Here is a 13842-nt window from a genome sequence, read left to right on the forward strand (position 1 = left end):
GGAGCCACAATCGTCTGCCTCTCTCGGATCAGGCGCTACGCCTGTCGTTCTACATCACCCTCGCCGCCAGCGCCCCTCCCGCGAAGCGGGTTCGTGCTTCGACCCCGTTTAAGACATCAACATCATCGCCGCCTCGGGCCTGACCCGGCGTCCCGCTGCCTTTGCCCGTTTGGCGGTTCAGAAAGCTAAGGATGCGTTTCGGGCCGAGGAGTCGTCCCATGCGGCCTGCGCAGCTGCGGGCGTCAAATTGCTCAGGTCGGGAAAGTTGGTTCCCCGATAGGAAATGACCGTCTCATTGATGCCGTTGTTGTTCCACTCATAGGCGATGGCGTAGAAGCCGGAAGCTAGAACAGCGTTTGGGTCTAGTTCGGCGAGTGCATCTGTCAAAACTGTTGCTGTCCCTATCCCCCCAGACACCGGTAAATTGTTTACGAGGGGTTCCGGCCCTCGATTATATGAGTCCATTGCGAGCAACGAGAGAAAGACTTCACGATTCATACTGGTTCCACCTTCCATCAACGGATCATTCGAAGGAAATCCGATCCATTCAGCCGATGCTCAACTGGCATTTCGCCAATCGGCCGATTTCGAGGTCGGTTCACAACTGTCCCAATATGAGTCCTGACCCACAACAATCGCTGCGTAATCCCGGTGGTCACAGGATCATCGGTAAGCTCGACGGTGATGCGTTTTAGCGTCACACCCTCGCCAAAGGTCGCCGCCAGATCATCGGGATCGACCTTGGCAACGCTGGTCGGATCGGCGGGATCGCCGAAGGTCACCAGCATCGGATAGGCCGACCGCGCAGGTATCCACAAGTCGGCTGGCCATGTGCGCGGGAGCGTCCGCTTGCCGGTGACTTCGAGGACATCGTCCAGCGCGTCCTCGAATGGCTTGTTCTCCTGCAGCGCGAGAAGGACATAAACCATGCTTGCCCAATTGGGATCCTTGTCCGACCGCAGCAGCGCAAACAGCGTCTTGCCGCCCGGCAGATCAACCGCCGCCGCTTCCCCGCGCACCCGCCGCTTGACCGCTTGGTTCGCCGGGACCGACCCGGCGCGCACGAGAGTCTGCTGCACCGCGATGACGCTTGACCCGGTTTTCAACCCTTCAGGCGTCTCGACCTCGACTGTGAGACGGTAGCGATAGTCGGGTGCCGCGTCGTCAGCGAAGGCGCAGCCGGGGAGCAGAAGCGCGGCGAGTGCCAGCCATGCTGCCTGAATAATGCGCGCCATGTCGTTTCTCCGTCCTATAACCTAGACACGGCAGTAATCTCATGATTTGATGAAGAAACAATCAGCAGCGGGGCCCCGGGGCCCCGGGGCGGCGGGATGGCGGGATGGCGGGAAACCACCCACATCCGGCCATTCGCAAATGACAGCGCATCGCCTGAAAGCGGACGTGCCATCCGCCTTTCTTTCGCAAGGCCTGCGACAAATTTGACGACGATCAAGGACGGGGTGACGGAAAGGGCGCATGGTCGCCTCATGACCCAACACCCCCTTCGCGCCCTCGCCTTCCTTACCGCGCCCTTACTGGCGCTCGCCGCCTGCCAGACGCCCGGTACCGACAACCCGCCGCCGATGGTGGGCAAAGCGACCTCGCCCTCGCCCGATACCCGCGCGCCGGCCTTTGTCGAGGCGGCTTGCGGGGGGTGCCATGCGGTTGAGCCGCCGTTCCTTTCGCCCAACCCCGCCTCGCCCAGCTTTGCCGCGATTGCCAACCGGCGGGGGCTATCGGAAAAGTCGCTCGGTGATTGGCTGGCCGAGGCGCATAATTACCCCGAGGACATGGATTTCACGCTGACCCGCGCCCAGATCGACCAGATCGCGCGCTACATGGTGACGCTGCGCAAGGCGGGTTACGTGCCGGACGCGTGACTTTCCTACGGCGCTGGCATTGGGTTAGGCTGCGCGCTGCTCTTTGTTATCGTCAGCTCGTCAAACGGCCCGGCACACGCGTTTTCGTGCCCGCCTCCCGTGTCCGTCCGCTCAGACAGACCACGGCAAACGTTTGATTTTAAGCATTAAATCGGAAAGGTGCGAAAGTTACACGGTGTAACCTTTGTCACCTTCGCAAACGCTTACAACCGCTCCGCCATCAGCGCCTGCATATCGGCCTCGGGACGCGGGCCGTAATGGGCAATGACCTCGGCCGCGCAGATCGCTCCGCGGCGCAGACACTGGGCCAGTGGCTCGCCTTTGGCATAGCCCGACAGGAAACCGGCGGCGAACTGATCGCCTGCGCCCGTGGTGTCGATGACCTTGGCAACGGGTTCAGCGGCGACTGCGGCGCGCTCCCCATGGGCAATCGCGACCGCGCCCTTTTCGCTGCGGGTGGCGACCAGCACCGGCACCTTGCCGGCAACCGCGGCGAGGCCGGCTTCGAAGTCATCCTCACCCGTCAGCGTGGCGAGTTCGCTTTCGTTGACGAACAGGATGTCGATCACGCCGTCTTCGATCATGGCGCGGAAATCATCGCCGTGGCGCGCGATCACGAAGCTTTCGGACGCGGTGAAGGCGATCTTGCGGCCCGCGCCGCGTGCGACTTCGATGGCGCGGCGCATCGCGCGGCGGGGTTCCTCGGGATCCCACAGATAGCCTTCGAGGTACAGGATCGCGCCGCTGGCGATCAGCTCTTCGTCGAGGGCTGCGGCGGGCAGGAACTGGCCTGCGCCAAGGAAGGTGTTCATCGTGCGCTCGCCATCGGGCGTCACGAAAATCAGCACACGGCCAGTCGCAGGCTCGTCCTCGGCAGCGCTGGTGGGGCGCGCCGGGGTGTCGAAATCGATCCCGGTGGCGCGCATGTCGTGGCGGAACACCTTGCCCAGCTGGTCATCGGCAACCTGCCCGATGAAGGCGCATTGCAGGCCGAGCGTGGCAAGGCCCGCCAGCGTGTTGGCCGCCGACCCGCCAGACAGCTCCCGCGCGGGCGGCATGGCTTCGTACAGTTCGTCAGCGCGCGCTTCGTCGATCAGGGTCATCCCGCCGCGGTTCAGTTGCAGCTCGTCAATCAGCTCTTCCGTGCAGGAGGCGATCACATCGACCACGGCATTGCCGATGGCGATCACGTCGTAACGGGGCGGGGTGGTTTCGGGCACAGACAGGTCCTTGCATGGTGTTCGCCGCGCGGTTAGCGGCCTTCGTCGCATCCGCCAAGCCATCTGTGCGCGATGCCCGGTCCGCGCGTTGACTTCGCTTCGCCCTCACCCCATCGGACAGCGCATGTCCGCCGTGCCCACCGCGATGATGAAAGCCTGTTGTCCGCCCCGCGGTAGCGCCGCGATGAAAGGCGCTGCCCTCACCCTGCTGGCAGGCGCGATGCTGCTGGGCGGCTGCGCGGGGGGAGGCAAGCCGGCGCCGGTCCGTCCGCCTGCATCAGCCCAGCCGCGCGGCACAGTGGTGCGCGTGCCGCAGGTCATGGCGCCGCAGGGGCTCGACGGGGTGATCGGCGCTTCGGCCGAGGCGCTGCTCAAGCGGTTTGGCACGCCGCGCATCGATCTGACCGAAGGGGATGCGCGCAAGCTTCAATTCGCGGGCGCGCAGTGTGTGCTGGACATCTTCATCTACCCTGTCTCTGCCGTCGCCCAGCCGACCGCCACCCATGTTGCGGCGCGGCAACGCCAGGGCGGGGCTCCGGCCGACCCCGGAGCCTGCATCCGCGAGGTCGAACAGCGGTAACGCGGTCTTAAGCTTGATCGTGGCATGTTGCGCCGCATCTCAGGGGAAAGATCGCTGCATGACCACCCAATTCATCGCCGTCGCCGAGGCTGCCGCTGCGGACGGCCGGATCACCGCCGAAGAACTGCTCAGCCTGCGCCGCGAAGGCTGGGGCGACGGGATCATCACCCGCGCCGAGGCGGAAGCGCTGTTCGCTGTCAACACGGCGCTGACCGAGCATAGCCCGGAATGGTGCGATTTCTTCGTCGAGGCGATTGGCGAGTTCGTGCTCAACGGCACGCCCCCGCGCCTGCAATGCTCGGTGGAGGAAGCCGCGTGGCTGATCGGCCAGATCGACCATGACGGCGTGGTCGAAAGCATGGCCGAACTGGAAGCGATGGTGCGCATCCTCGAACGGGCCGAAAATACGCCTGACCGGCTCAAGGATTATGTGCTGGGCGTGGTCGAGCGCGAAGTGCTGACCGGCACCGGTCCGACCCGCTGCGGCGGTCAGCTGTCCGCGACCCACATCAGCGCGGCGGAATGCCGCATCATCCGGCGCGTGATCTTCGCCAGCGGCGGGCACGGCCCGGCAGCCGTGACGCGGCATGATGCCGAGATGCTGTTCCGTCTGAAGGACGCGACGCTTGCCGATGAAAATGCCGCCGAATGGGACGACCTGTTCATCGACGGCGTGGCAAATTATCTCAAGGGCTTCACGCTCCAGAACGCGCAGGTCAGCCATGATCGCAAGCTGGAGCTGGAGGCGTTCATCGCCGATAACCGCGCCAGCGTCGGCCGCTTCATGGGCCGCGTTGCGCGCGAGGCGCCGCAGGTGATGAACCATTTCGGCAAGGTGTTCGGCAAGAAGGCGCCGGCCAAACCGGATTACGAAGCGCTCGCCGCTGCGGGCGAGGCGATCACCGACTTCGAAAACGAATGGCTGGGCACCATGATCGACGCCGACGGCGAGGTCGATGATCTGGAAAGCCGCCTGATTGCCCGTCTGGCATCAGAAGACTGAGACAGCCGGGCTGTCTTAGACCATGAAACTTTCGCCGCAGCCGCACGCGCCCTTGGCGTTCGGGTTCTCGAACACGAAGCCGGCGGTAAAGTCGTCCTCGCGCCAGTCCATCACGCTCCCGATCAGATAGAGCACCGACGCGCCGTCGATATAGAACACCCCGCCGGGGGTGACGATCTTTTCGTCGAACTTGGCTTCGGTGGTGACGTAATCGACCGAATAGGCGAGGCCCGAACAGCCCCGGCGCGGGGTCGACAGCTTGACGCCGATCGCGTCAGCCGGGGCCTTGGCCATCAGATCAGCGATGCGCGCCTCGGCGGATAGCGTCAGGATGACAGCGGCCTTGGGAGCGGGGCGACCAGAAACATCTGGCGTGGTGGTGGTTTCGGTCATGTCAGCCTCTTCTGCCAGAACAACGCTTGCCCTGAGGCGGGATCGAGCTGGTAATCGCCGTAGCCTTGCGACGCGTAAAGCGCCTTGGCGAGGTGGTTGCCGCTCAGCACTTCCAATGTGATCTTGCAGGCACCGCACTTCAAGGCCTCGGCTTCGACAGCCGCGAGCAGCGCCTTGCCGATGCCTGCGCCCCGGTGGCCGGGGAGCACCGCAAGGTCGTGGATATTGATCAAGGGTGCACCAGCAAAGGTCGAATAGCCCATGAAGCAATTGGCCAGCCCGACGGCCTCACCGTCCAACCGCGCCAGCAGCGAGAAGGCTTGGGCGTTGGCGGCAAGATCATCCACCAGCCGCGCTTTCACGCCATCGGCCAGAGGCGCCCCGCCGCCCATCGGATCGCGCGCATAGGCATCCAGCAGCGCAACCACATCACCCGCATCGCGCGGGTCGGCATAGTTGGCCCGGTCAATGGTCAAGGCAAGTGTGGGCGTCACAGCATTCCCAGTTCAAGCCGCGCATCGTCGCTCATCTTGTGCGGGCCCCATGGCGGATCCCAGACCAGCACCACCTCGGCATCGCGGATCCCGGGCACGCTGGAGACGCGCAGTTCAATCTCGCCCGGCATGCTTTCAGCCACCGGGCAATGCGGTGTGGTCAGCGTCATGGTGACAGTGGCGTCGCGGTTGTCGTCCACCTCGACCCCGTAGATCAGCCCGAGATCGTAGATATTGACCGGGATCTCCGGGTCGAAGATTTCGCGCAGTGCCGCAATGACGTCAGCCTGAAGGTCGCTGCCTTCGCCGCCGACAGCGGCTTCGCCTGTCTTGGCGGCGAGAAAGCCCTCAAGATAATCGCGGTTGCGCGGCGCATCGCTGGCCGGCGCGGCGTCGGGATCGATCGCATCGGCCACACGGGCGCGCGGCGGCTTGTTGGCGGTGATGTCGGTCTGATCGGCTGAGCTGTCCATCGCTCTCATCCTTTTCCAAAAATGCGGCGGGTGCGGGCGATCCCGGCCAGCAGCGCGTCAATATCGGCCTCGGTCGAATAGAGCCCGAAGCTGGCGCGCGCAGTGGCAGGAACGCGCAGATAATCCATCAGGGGCTGGGCGCAGTGGTGCCCGGCGCGGATCGCGACATCGGCCTCGTCAAGGATCGTGCCGAGGTCGTGGGGATGAATGTCATCGATGGTGAAGCTGACGATCCCCGCACTATCCGGCGGGCCGAACAGCGTCACATCGTTCATCGCGCCAAGCTCGCCGCGCAGCCTTGCGACCAGCGCCTGTTCGTGGGCGTGGATGTGACCGAGCCCGATGCTCTCCACATAATCCACGGCGGCGCCAAAGGTGATGGCTTCGGTGATCGCGGGCGTCCCGGCTTCAAAGCGCTGCGGGCCGCTGGCATAGATGGTGCCCTCGAACGTCACCCGGTCGATCATCGCACCGCCGCCTTCCCACGGCGGCATTGCGGCGAGCAGGTCTGCCTTGGCCCATAGCGCGCCGATCCCGGTCGGCCCGTAAAGCTTGTGGGCGGAGAACACGTAGAAATCACAGCCCAGCGCGGCAACATCGACGGGCATATGCGGTGCTGACTGGCACCCGTCGAGCAGCAGCTTTGCACCGACCGCGTGGGCCAGAGCAGCAGCGCGCGGGGCATCGAGCACAGAGCCGACCACGTTGGACACATGGCACAACGCAACCAGCTTGTGGGCCTCGGTCAGCATGGCCTCTGCCGCATCCAGATCGATCTGGTGATCGCTGGTCAGCGGACAGACGTCGATCACTGCGCCCGTGACCTCGGCGATCATCTGCCACGGCACGATATTGGAGTGGTGCTCCAACTGCGACAGCAGCATGCGGTCACCGGCCTTCAGGTTGGCCCGGCCCCAGGTCTGGGCGACAAGATTGATCGCCTCGGTCGCACCGCGGGTGAAGACCAGCTCGTTCTCGCTGCCGCCGATGAAGCGCGCCACCGTGCGCCGTGCGGCTTCGTAGGCGAGCGTCATCTCGGCGGAACGGGTGTAAACCCCGCGGTGGACGGTCGCGTAATCCTCCCCCAGCGCGCGCGCCATGGTGTCAATCACGGCGCGCGGCTTTTGCGCAGTGGCCGCGGTGTCGAGGTAGTGCCACGGCTTGCCGTTATGGGTGACCATGCCGGGGAACTCGGCGCGCAGGTCGCGCTCGATGGTGGTGGACGCGTTCACAGCTTGGCCCCCTCCAGCGCCGCCAGCGCGGCGTCCAGCAGCGTTTCGCGGCTCTCTTCGTCCTCGAGCGCCACGAAGGCATCTCCGATGAAGGCCTGCACCAGCAGCCGCTGCGCCGTGGCGGGATCGAGCCCGCGCGCCATCATGTAGAACCGCGCAGCTTCATCCAGCGCGCCCACAGTGGCGCCGTGGGCGCACTTCACATCATCAGCGAAGATTTCGAGCTGCGGCACGGCATTGGCGCTCGCCCCGGCTTCGAGCAGCAGGCCCTTGAAATCTTGCGCCGCATCGGTCTTCTGCGCATGGCGCGCGACCTTGATTTCGCCGAGGAAATTGCCGGTCGCGCCCGCCCAGTGGACCGCGCGGACGGTCTGGTTGGAGGTCGCCTCAGGCTCCGCATGGACGACCTGCGTCACGAATTCGCGGGTCACGCCCCCCTGTTCATTGGCCCCGCCGATGGTGACGCCGCCGAATTCAAAATGCGCGCCCTTGGCGAGCCGCACTTCCACCTCGACCCGGGTGTAATCGCCGCCGGCATTGGTGACGAAGAACGCCGCCGTGGCGCCTTCGCCCAGCGTCACGCGGAAGCGGTGGAGTTCAGGCGCGTCCGAGCCGACCACCAGACAGCGCGTCACGCTTGTCCCAGCGGGCACATCCACCGTCTGCCACTGGTCAAGCGCCGCGACGCCAAGCCGCGCCAGCCCGTCCATATCGGCATAGCGCCATGCCTCATCGCGGCGTGTGGGGAGAGTGGCGGTCGTCACGCCATCACCGAATCATAGCCCTCGGCCTCAAGCCTCAGAGCGAGTTCCGGCCCGCCCGTCTCGACGATCCGGCCGCCCGCAAGGATGCTCACCTTGTCGGGCGCGACCACATCAAGCAGGCGCTGGTAGTGGGTGATGAGCAGCACCGCCTTGTCGGGGCTCCGCATGATGGAATTGATCCCTGCGCCCACGATCCGGAGCGCGTCGATATCGAGGCCGCTGTCGGTCTCGTCCAGCACCGCGAAGGCCGGATCGAGGATGCCCATCTGCACCATCTCGGCGCGCTTCTTCTCGCCGCCCGAGAAGCCGACATTGACCTGCCTTTTCAGCATTTCCATGTCCATCTTGAGCAGCCCGGCCTTGTCCTTGGCGAGCTTAAGGAACTCGCCGCCGCTGAGCGGTTCTTCCCCGCGCGCCTTGCGCTGCGAATTCAAGGCCTCGCGCAGGAACTGGACGTTGGAGACGCCGGGAATTTCGACCGGGTACTGAAAACCGAGGAACAGCCCCTTGGCCGCGCGTTCATGCGGGTCGAGGGCCAGCAGATCCTCCCCGCGGAAGGTCACGCTGCCTGCGGTCACTTCGTAGCCCGGCTTGCCGCCGAGCACGTTCGACAGCGTCGATTTGCCCGCGCCGTTGGGGCCCATGATCGCGTGGATTTCGCCCGCTGGGACGCTGAGGGTGAGACCCTTCAGAATGGGCTTGTCGCCGACGGAGGCGTGGAGGTTGGTGATTTCGAGCATCGTCATTCTTTCATTTCGTCATTGCGAGCGAAGCGAAGCAATCCAGAGCGGTTCTGCGCAAACTCTGGATTGCCGCGTCGCCTGCGGCGCCTCGCAATGACGAGGTCTGGGTGAGGATCACGGCTTGCGCCCCCGAGGCTTGGGCGTATCCCCACGATCACCGCCATGCGGCTTGTCGGTGCGCTTGGGGCGATCATAGGTCTGCTTGGGATTGGCCGCCTTGTGCGCGCGGGCGGCGGCTTTGCGTTCCTCGATCCGGTCGCGCATCACCTGGGTGAGCTGCTTGAGCACCCCGTCGATATCGGTGAGGATGTCGGCGGCGGCGATGCGCATCACCTTGATGCCGACGCTCTCGAGGCTCTTGTCGCGGCGCTTGGCGAGGGTGTCGTTCTGTCCCTCCTCGTCAATCGCCAACGCGAGGCCGAGGTTGTGGCAGTTGAAATCGACGATTGCCGAGCCGACCACCGCGTGCCGGGTGAAGGTGTAGCGGCCGAGATCGGCAGCGGTGAACTTCGCGGCCAGCGCCTTGTGCGCGTCTGTCGAATGGCGCCGCATCTCGCGCGCCTGTTCGTGCAATGCGTCGAGCCGCTTGTCCGAAATCTCCCACCCGCGGCCCTTCTTCTTGAGCGCGGGGGCTTCGGCGGCGGCAGCCTCGGGGTTGAGGGCGAGGGTTTTACGAGTGGTCACTTCAATCAATGTCCTTCGTCATTCCAGCGAAAGCTGGAACCTAGGGCCGCAAAGTGCGGAGCCCGGTCGCCCGAGGCCCCAGCTTTCGCTGGGGTGACGGTGATGGTGCAAGCCGTCGTCACCCCACGCTCCCCTCAAGCGAGATCGCCAGCAGCTTCTGCGCCTCGACCGCGAACTCCATCGGCAGCTCTTTCAGCACGTCCTTGGCAAAGCCGTTGACGATCAGCGCCACGGCTTCCTCTTCGCCGAGCCCGCGCTGAATCGCGTAGAACAGCTGTTCGTCGCTGATCTTGCTGGTGGTCGCCTCGTGCTCGATCTGCGCGCTGGGGTTCTTCACCTCGATATAGGGCACGGTGTGCGCGCCGCACTGATCGCCGAGCAGCAAGCTGTCGCACTGGGTGAAGTTGCGCACGCCGCTCGCCGTCGGGCCGACGCGGACGAGGCCGCGATAGGTGTTGTTCGACTTGCCCGCCGAAATGCCCTTGGAGATGATCGTCGAGCGGCTGTTCTTGCCGTTGTGGATCATCTTGGTGCCGGTGTCGGCCTGCTGGTAATTGTTGGTGACCGCGACCGAATAGAACTCGCCGACGCTGTCCTCGCCGTTGAGCACGCAGGAGGGATATTTCCACGTCACCGCCGAGCCGGTTTCGACCTGCGTCCAGGAAACCTTCGAACGGTCCCCCTGGCACAGCGCACGCTTGGTGACGAAGTTGTAGATCCCGCCCTTGCCCTCGGCATTGCCGGGGTACCAGTTCTGCACGGTCGAATACTTGATCTCGGCATCGTCGAGCGCGACCAGTTCGACCACTGCGGCGTGAAGCTGGTTCTCGTCGCGCATCGGGGCGGTGCAGCCTTCGAGGTAGCTGACATAGCTGCCCTTGTCGGCGATGATCAGCGTGCGTTCGAACTGGCCGGTGTTTTCGGCATTGATGCGGAAATAGGTCGAAAGCTCCATCGGGCAGCGCACGCCCTCGGGGACGTAGACGAAGGTGCCGTCGGAGAAGACCGCGCAATTCAGCGCCGCGAAGTAGTTGTCGCGCACCGGCACGACCTTGCCGAGCCACTTCTTCACCAAATCGGGGTATTCGCGGATCGCCTCGGAGATCGAGAGGAAGATCACGCCCGCGCGCAGCAATTCCTCGCGGAAGCTGGTGGCGACGCTGACAGAATCGAACACCGCATCGACTGCGACCTTCTTCGCGCCCTTCACCCCGGCGAGCACCTCCTGCTCGCCCAGCGGAATGCCGAGCTTGTCGTAGATGCGCTTGATCTCGGGATCGAGCTCATCGAGGCTGCCCAGTTCGATCTTCTTCTTGGGCGCGGCGTAGTAATAGGCGTCCTGATAATCGATCTTGGGATAGCCGACCTTGGCCCAATCGGGCTCTTCCATGGTCTGCCACAGCCGGAAGGCTTTCAGCCGCCAGTCGAGCATCCATTCAGGCTCGTTCTTCTTGGCCGAGATGAACCGGACCGTATCTTCGGTCAGGCCTTTTTCGGCAAATTCGGTCTCGATGTCCGACGACCAGCCATGCTCGTAATCGGCGACCTTGGCCGCGGCTTCGCGGGCTTCCCGATCCGTTTCGGGGGCGTCGGTTTCGGGCTTGGCCTCGACTTCGGTGTAATCGGTCATGCCGGATGGTCCTCGATAATAGGGGTAGGCGCACGCGCGACAGGGCCGCGCAGCTGGGCAAGGGTGATGCCCGCCAGCGCCCCGCGCAGCGCATTGTTGATGATCGGCCAGTGCGGCTTCATGTTGCAGCCGCTTTCAAAATCGCACGGCACGTGATCGACGCAGGCGGTCAACGCAATCCGGCCCTCGATCGCCTCGACGATATCCGCCACCGTGATCGCGGCAGCGGGCCGGCCCAGCTGCAAGCCGCCGTGCGCGCCGCGGACGCTCCGCAGCAGGCCCGCAGCGGTCAGCTTCGACACCAGCTTTTGCACGGTCGGCACCGGCAGGCCCGTTTCCGCCGCCAGTTCGGCTGCGCTGACCCGCCCGTCGCCGCAATGCAGCGCTGCCTGGCACATCGTGATGACGGCGTAATCAGCAAGGTTGGACAAGCGCATTGCGAATGGTTCTCAAATCGGACGGAATCAGTCCGAATTGGTAACTAGGAGCATTTTGCTCGCATTACAACCACCAGCGCCGGGAGCGCTGTCAGGCCCCCAGTTCACGTAGATTGCGCTGGTCGATCATCTCGGCAAGATAGGGCGTCGTCTGGTCGCTCAGCCGTGCGGGCGTGCGGCCGACGAAATGAGCGATTTCCCGGATCATGTGCGGCTGATCGAAAAATGCTTCGGCCAGATCGGCCTCGTCTTCCAGGGACAGCTGGGGTGCCGACAGCATGGCGGCGGCTCGCAATGCCCGATATTTCCGCGCCAGCGCACGCGGGGTCAGGCCAAAATAGCGCTCGACCAGCCGCTGGACCTGACGGGCCGAATAGCCCGCGACCCCGTCAAGGTCGCCGACTTCCGGGTTGAACGAAGCGCCAAGCCAGCGCCCCGTGGCCGCGATCAGTTCAAGATGGCGCGGATTGACCGGTTTCAGGTTGCGTTCCACATAGGCGCCGATCGCCAGCGCGCAGTCCCGCCCGCTGACCTCGTTCTGGCGATAGGCTGCGATCAGCGCGTGGCCCAGTTCGTCAATCTCCGGCCCGAGCACGGCCGGCGCAGGCAAAAGCCGGTCGCGGTGCTGGCCGGCATGCAGCCCGGTCAGCGCGGCCCAGCCCAGCGGCGTCAGCGCGGCGCCGAAAGCATGGAACGGGCCGTCCACCACAATCGGCGTGGCGCGCGATAGCGGGGTCATCAGGCCGACGGGATGATTGGGATCGCGATGTCCCGCCGCGAACAGCATTTCGCCAGATCCATAAGGAAACACGCAAAGGTTGCCGATGGCCGCTGGCTGAATGTCGCGGATCATCGGCTCGTCGCACCGGAAATGGTAGAGCGTTGTAACAAAGGGCGCGATGCTGGGCTGCGGTGCAATGTAATCGACCGAAATCAGCGCTGCTGCGGTCAGCGCCTGCTCCGCGCTTGGCGCAGGGCTATCTGTGTGTAGCGGGGGGGAGGACAGGGCATCCATGGTTTGCCCGCCCTACATGCCACATATTGTGCGCCCGTCAAAAGCCAACAAAAATTGGGCGACGCACCCTAAGGCGCGCCGCCCCTCTAAGTTGAGGAACTCTTGGCATCACTGCTCCGAGCCCTTCGGGTCGCGGTGCGGGATATAGCCCTGGTTTTGGGCAAGGGATTGTATGCAAGCGACATGCATTTTGCAGGGCGGCTGGGGGACGATGCGCTCGACACAGGCCTGATGCTGACCTAGTCGCAAAACCGCCATGCTGTTCAACCTGATCAAACCGGCGCTGTTTGCGCTCGATTCCGAAACCGGGCACCGCCTCGCTATCCGCGGGCTGGCCGCCTTGCCGCGGCGCGGCGCGGCTGCGCCCGGCGGCCCGCTGGCGATCGACGTGGCAGGACTTGCCTTTCCCAATCCGGTCGGCGTCGCTGCCGGGTTCGACAAGGATGCCGAGGTGCCTGATGCACTGCTCGGGCTGGGCTTCGGCTTCACCGAAGTCGGCTCGATCACCCCGCTCCCGCAGGCCGGCAACCCCAAGCCGCGCCTGTTCCGGCTGGTTGAAGATCAGGCGGTGATCAACCGCATGGGGTTCAACAACGGCGGCGGGGCGGCGGCGCTGGCGCGGCTTGAGGCGCGTGCGGGGCGGCAGGGGATCGTCGGGGTCAATATCGGCGCGAACAAGGACTCCGCCGACCGCATTGCCGATTATGCGGTGATGGCACGCATGATGGCCGCGCACGCCAACTATCTGTGCGTCAATATCTCCAGCCCCAACACCCCGGGCCTGCGCGCGCTTCAGGATGAAAGCGCGCTGACCGGCCTGCTCGACGCGGTCATCGCCGCGCGCGCCGAGGCGGGGAGCGCAGCCCCGATCTTCCTCAAGGTCGCGCCCGATCTCGAACCCGCCGATATCGACGCCATCGCCCGGATCGCGATTGACAAGCGGCTGGGCGCGCTGGTCGTTTCCAACACCACGATCAGCCGCCCGCCGCTGCGCTCGCACCATGCAGGCGAGATGGGCGGGCTGTCAGGCGCGCCCTTGCGCGATCTTGCGACCCAGCGCCTGCGCGATTTCCGCAAGGCGACGGGCGGGGCTATCCCGCTGGTCGGCGTGGGCGGCATCGCCACCGCCGAGCATGCGTGGGCGCGTATCCGGGCGGGTGCATCGCTGGTGCAGCTCTATTCGGCCATGGTGTACGAAGGGCCCGGTCTTGGCGCGCGCATTGTGCGCGGGCTGGAAACGCTGATGCGGCGCGATGGCTTTGCGAGCATTGCCGAAGCGGTGGGAAGCGAATAG

At 64.9% G+C, this 13842-nt stretch carries 17 protein-coding genes; 4 read left to right on the forward strand and 13 right to left on the reverse strand.

Going from position 1 to position 13842, the window contains the following annotated elements; translation table 11 throughout:
* Positions 1-177: 177 nt before the first annotated feature.
* Together C0V72_RS16220 and C0V72_RS09565 are read right to left on the reverse strand one after the other, a co-directional pair.
* Positions 178-498, reverse strand: coding sequence for a hypothetical protein (locus C0V72_RS16220; protein WP_143704561.1), 321 nt, complete (start codon positions 496-498; stop codon positions 178-180).
* Between the two features lie 17 nt (positions 499-515).
* A complete protein-coding gene (locus C0V72_RS09565; RefSeq protein ID WP_101793911.1) occupies positions 516-1235 on the reverse strand; it encodes a hypothetical protein in 720 nt (239 codons plus the stop codon).
* Between the two features lie 252 nt (positions 1236-1487).
* Here C0V72_RS09565 and C0V72_RS09570 point away from each other — a divergent pair, with 252 nt between their 5' ends.
* On the forward strand, positions 1488-1880 hold the full coding sequence (locus tag C0V72_RS09570) for a hypothetical protein (RefSeq protein ID WP_101793912.1): 393 nt from the start codon (positions 1488-1490) through the stop codon (positions 1878-1880).
* A 203-nt stretch (positions 1881-2083) separates the two neighbouring features.
* Here C0V72_RS09570 and C0V72_RS09575 read toward each other — a convergent pair whose 3' ends face one another.
* Positions 2084-3100 carry an adenosine kinase gene (locus tag C0V72_RS09575; RefSeq protein ID WP_101793913.1) on the reverse strand — a complete coding sequence of 339 codons (1017 nt, stop codon included), beginning with the start codon at positions 3098-3100 and terminating at the stop codon, positions 2084-2086.
* A gap of 184 nt (positions 3101-3284) precedes the next feature.
* On the opposite strand from C0V72_RS09575, the gene C0V72_RS09580 reads away from it, so the two are divergent.
* Positions 3285-3680 carry a hypothetical protein gene (locus C0V72_RS09580; protein WP_101793914.1) on the forward strand — a complete coding sequence of 132 codons (396 nt, stop codon included), beginning with the start codon at positions 3285-3287 and terminating at the stop codon, positions 3678-3680.
* Between the two features lie 58 nt (positions 3681-3738).
* Entirely contained in the window at positions 3739-4683 is a 945-nt protein-coding gene (locus C0V72_RS16410; RefSeq protein WP_101793915.1) for a hypothetical protein, read from the forward strand.
* A 15-nt stretch (positions 4684-4698) separates the two neighbouring features.
* On the opposite strand, the gene C0V72_RS09590 is transcribed toward C0V72_RS16410, so the two are convergent.
* From C0V72_RS09590 to C0V72_RS09635, 10 genes are all read right to left on the reverse strand, one after another.
* Complete coding sequence (locus C0V72_RS09590; protein WP_101793916.1) at positions 4699-5076, reverse strand: HesB/IscA family protein; 378 nt, start codon at positions 5074-5076, stop codon at positions 4699-4701.
* On the reverse strand, positions 5073-5570 hold the full coding sequence (locus C0V72_RS09595) for a GNAT family N-acetyltransferase (protein ID WP_233999877.1): 498 nt from the start codon (positions 5568-5570) through the stop codon (positions 5073-5075). The genes C0V72_RS09590 and C0V72_RS09595 overlap by 4 nt, the downstream gene beginning before the upstream one ends.
* Positions 5567-6043 carry an SUF system Fe-S cluster assembly protein gene (locus tag C0V72_RS09600; protein WP_172438973.1) on the reverse strand — a complete coding sequence of 159 codons (477 nt, stop codon included), beginning with the start codon at positions 6041-6043 and terminating at the stop codon, positions 5567-5569. Before C0V72_RS09600 ends, C0V72_RS09595 begins: the two co-directional genes overlap by 4 nt.
* 5 nt (positions 6044-6048) lie before the next feature.
* Positions 6049-7275, reverse strand: a complete 1227-nt coding sequence (locus tag C0V72_RS09605; protein WP_101793918.1) for an aminotransferase class V-fold PLP-dependent enzyme — start codon at positions 7273-7275, stop codon at positions 6049-6051.
* On the reverse strand, positions 7272-8039 hold the full coding sequence (locus C0V72_RS09610) for a SufD family Fe-S cluster assembly protein (RefSeq protein WP_101793919.1): 768 nt from the start codon (positions 8037-8039) through the stop codon (positions 7272-7274). The genes C0V72_RS09605 and C0V72_RS09610 overlap by 4 nt, the downstream gene beginning before the upstream one ends.
* Positions 8036-8779, reverse strand: coding sequence for a Fe-S cluster assembly ATPase SufC (gene sufC / locus C0V72_RS09615; RefSeq protein WP_101793955.1), 744 nt, complete (start codon positions 8777-8779; stop codon positions 8036-8038). The genes C0V72_RS09610 and sufC overlap by 4 nt, the downstream gene beginning before the upstream one ends.
* Before the next feature lie 117 nt (positions 8780-8896).
* The gene (locus C0V72_RS09620; protein WP_101793956.1) at positions 8897-9466 is read right to left on the reverse strand and encodes an endonuclease domain-containing protein; all 570 of its coding nucleotides are present in this window, start codon (positions 9464-9466) and stop codon (positions 8897-8899) included.
* Between the two features lie 118 nt (positions 9467-9584).
* Positions 9585-11096, reverse strand: a complete 1512-nt coding sequence (sufB, locus tag C0V72_RS09625; RefSeq protein ID WP_101793920.1) for a Fe-S cluster assembly protein SufB — start codon at positions 11094-11096, stop codon at positions 9585-9587.
* Positions 11093-11533 carry an SUF system Fe-S cluster assembly regulator gene (locus C0V72_RS09630; protein ID WP_101793921.1) on the reverse strand — a complete coding sequence of 147 codons (441 nt, stop codon included), beginning with the start codon at positions 11531-11533 and terminating at the stop codon, positions 11093-11095. Before C0V72_RS09630 ends, sufB begins: the two co-directional genes overlap by 4 nt.
* Before the next feature lie 91 nt (positions 11534-11624).
* Entirely contained in the window at positions 11625-12548 is a 924-nt protein-coding gene (locus tag C0V72_RS09635; RefSeq protein WP_101793922.1) for an AraC family transcriptional regulator, read from the reverse strand.
* A 256-nt stretch (positions 12549-12804) separates the two neighbouring features.
* Here C0V72_RS09635 and C0V72_RS09640 point away from each other — a divergent pair, with 256 nt between their 5' ends.
* Positions 12805-13842, forward strand: coding sequence for a quinone-dependent dihydroorotate dehydrogenase (locus tag C0V72_RS09640; protein ID WP_101793923.1), 1038 nt, complete (start codon positions 12805-12807; stop codon positions 13840-13842).

The organism is Porphyrobacter sp. TH134, assembly GCF_002855495.1.
Lineage (GTDB): Bacteria > Pseudomonadota > Alphaproteobacteria > Sphingomonadales > Sphingomonadaceae > Erythrobacter.

Bases quoted from the DNA above. Each gene is read 5' to 3' on its own strand.
- C0V72_RS09635 (WP_101793922.1), bottom strand. From the start codon at position 12,548: ATGGATGCCCTGTCCTCCCCCCCGCTACACACAGATAGCCCTGCGCCA.
- C0V72_RS09640 (WP_101793923.1), top strand. From the start codon at position 12,805: ATGCTGTTCAACCTGATCAAACCGGCGCTGTTTGCGCTCGATTCCGAA.
- sufB (WP_101793920.1), bottom strand. From the start codon at position 11,096: ATGACCGATTACACCGAAGTCGAGGCCAAGCCCGAAACCGACGCCCCC.
- C0V72_RS09565 (WP_101793911.1), bottom strand. From the start codon at position 1,235: ATGGCGCGCATTATTCAGGCAGCATGGCTGGCACTCGCCGCGCTTCTG.
- C0V72_RS16220 (WP_143704561.1), bottom strand. From the start codon at position 498: ATGAATCGTGAAGTCTTTCTCTCGTTGCTCGCAATGGACTCATATAAT.
- sufC (WP_101793955.1), bottom strand. From the start codon at position 8,779: ATGCTCGAAATCACCAACCTCCACGCCTCCGTCGGCGACAAGCCCATT.
- C0V72_RS16410 (WP_101793915.1), top strand. From the start codon at position 3,739: ATGACCACCCAATTCATCGCCGTCGCCGAGGCTGCCGCTGCGGACGGC.
- C0V72_RS09630 (WP_101793921.1), bottom strand. From the start codon at position 11,533: ATGCGCTTGTCCAACCTTGCTGATTACGCCGTCATCACGATGTGCCAG.
- C0V72_RS09590 (WP_101793916.1), bottom strand. From the start codon at position 5,076: ATGACCGAAACCACCACCACGCCAGATGTTTCTGGTCGCCCCGCTCCC.
- C0V72_RS09580 (WP_101793914.1), top strand. From the start codon at position 3,285: ATGAAAGGCGCTGCCCTCACCCTGCTGGCAGGCGCGATGCTGCTGGGC.
- C0V72_RS09570 (WP_101793912.1), top strand. From the start codon at position 1,488: ATGACCCAACACCCCCTTCGCGCCCTCGCCTTCCTTACCGCGCCCTTA.
- C0V72_RS09600 (WP_172438973.1), bottom strand. From the start codon at position 6,043: ATGGACAGCTCAGCCGATCAGACCGACATCACCGCCAACAAGCCGCCG.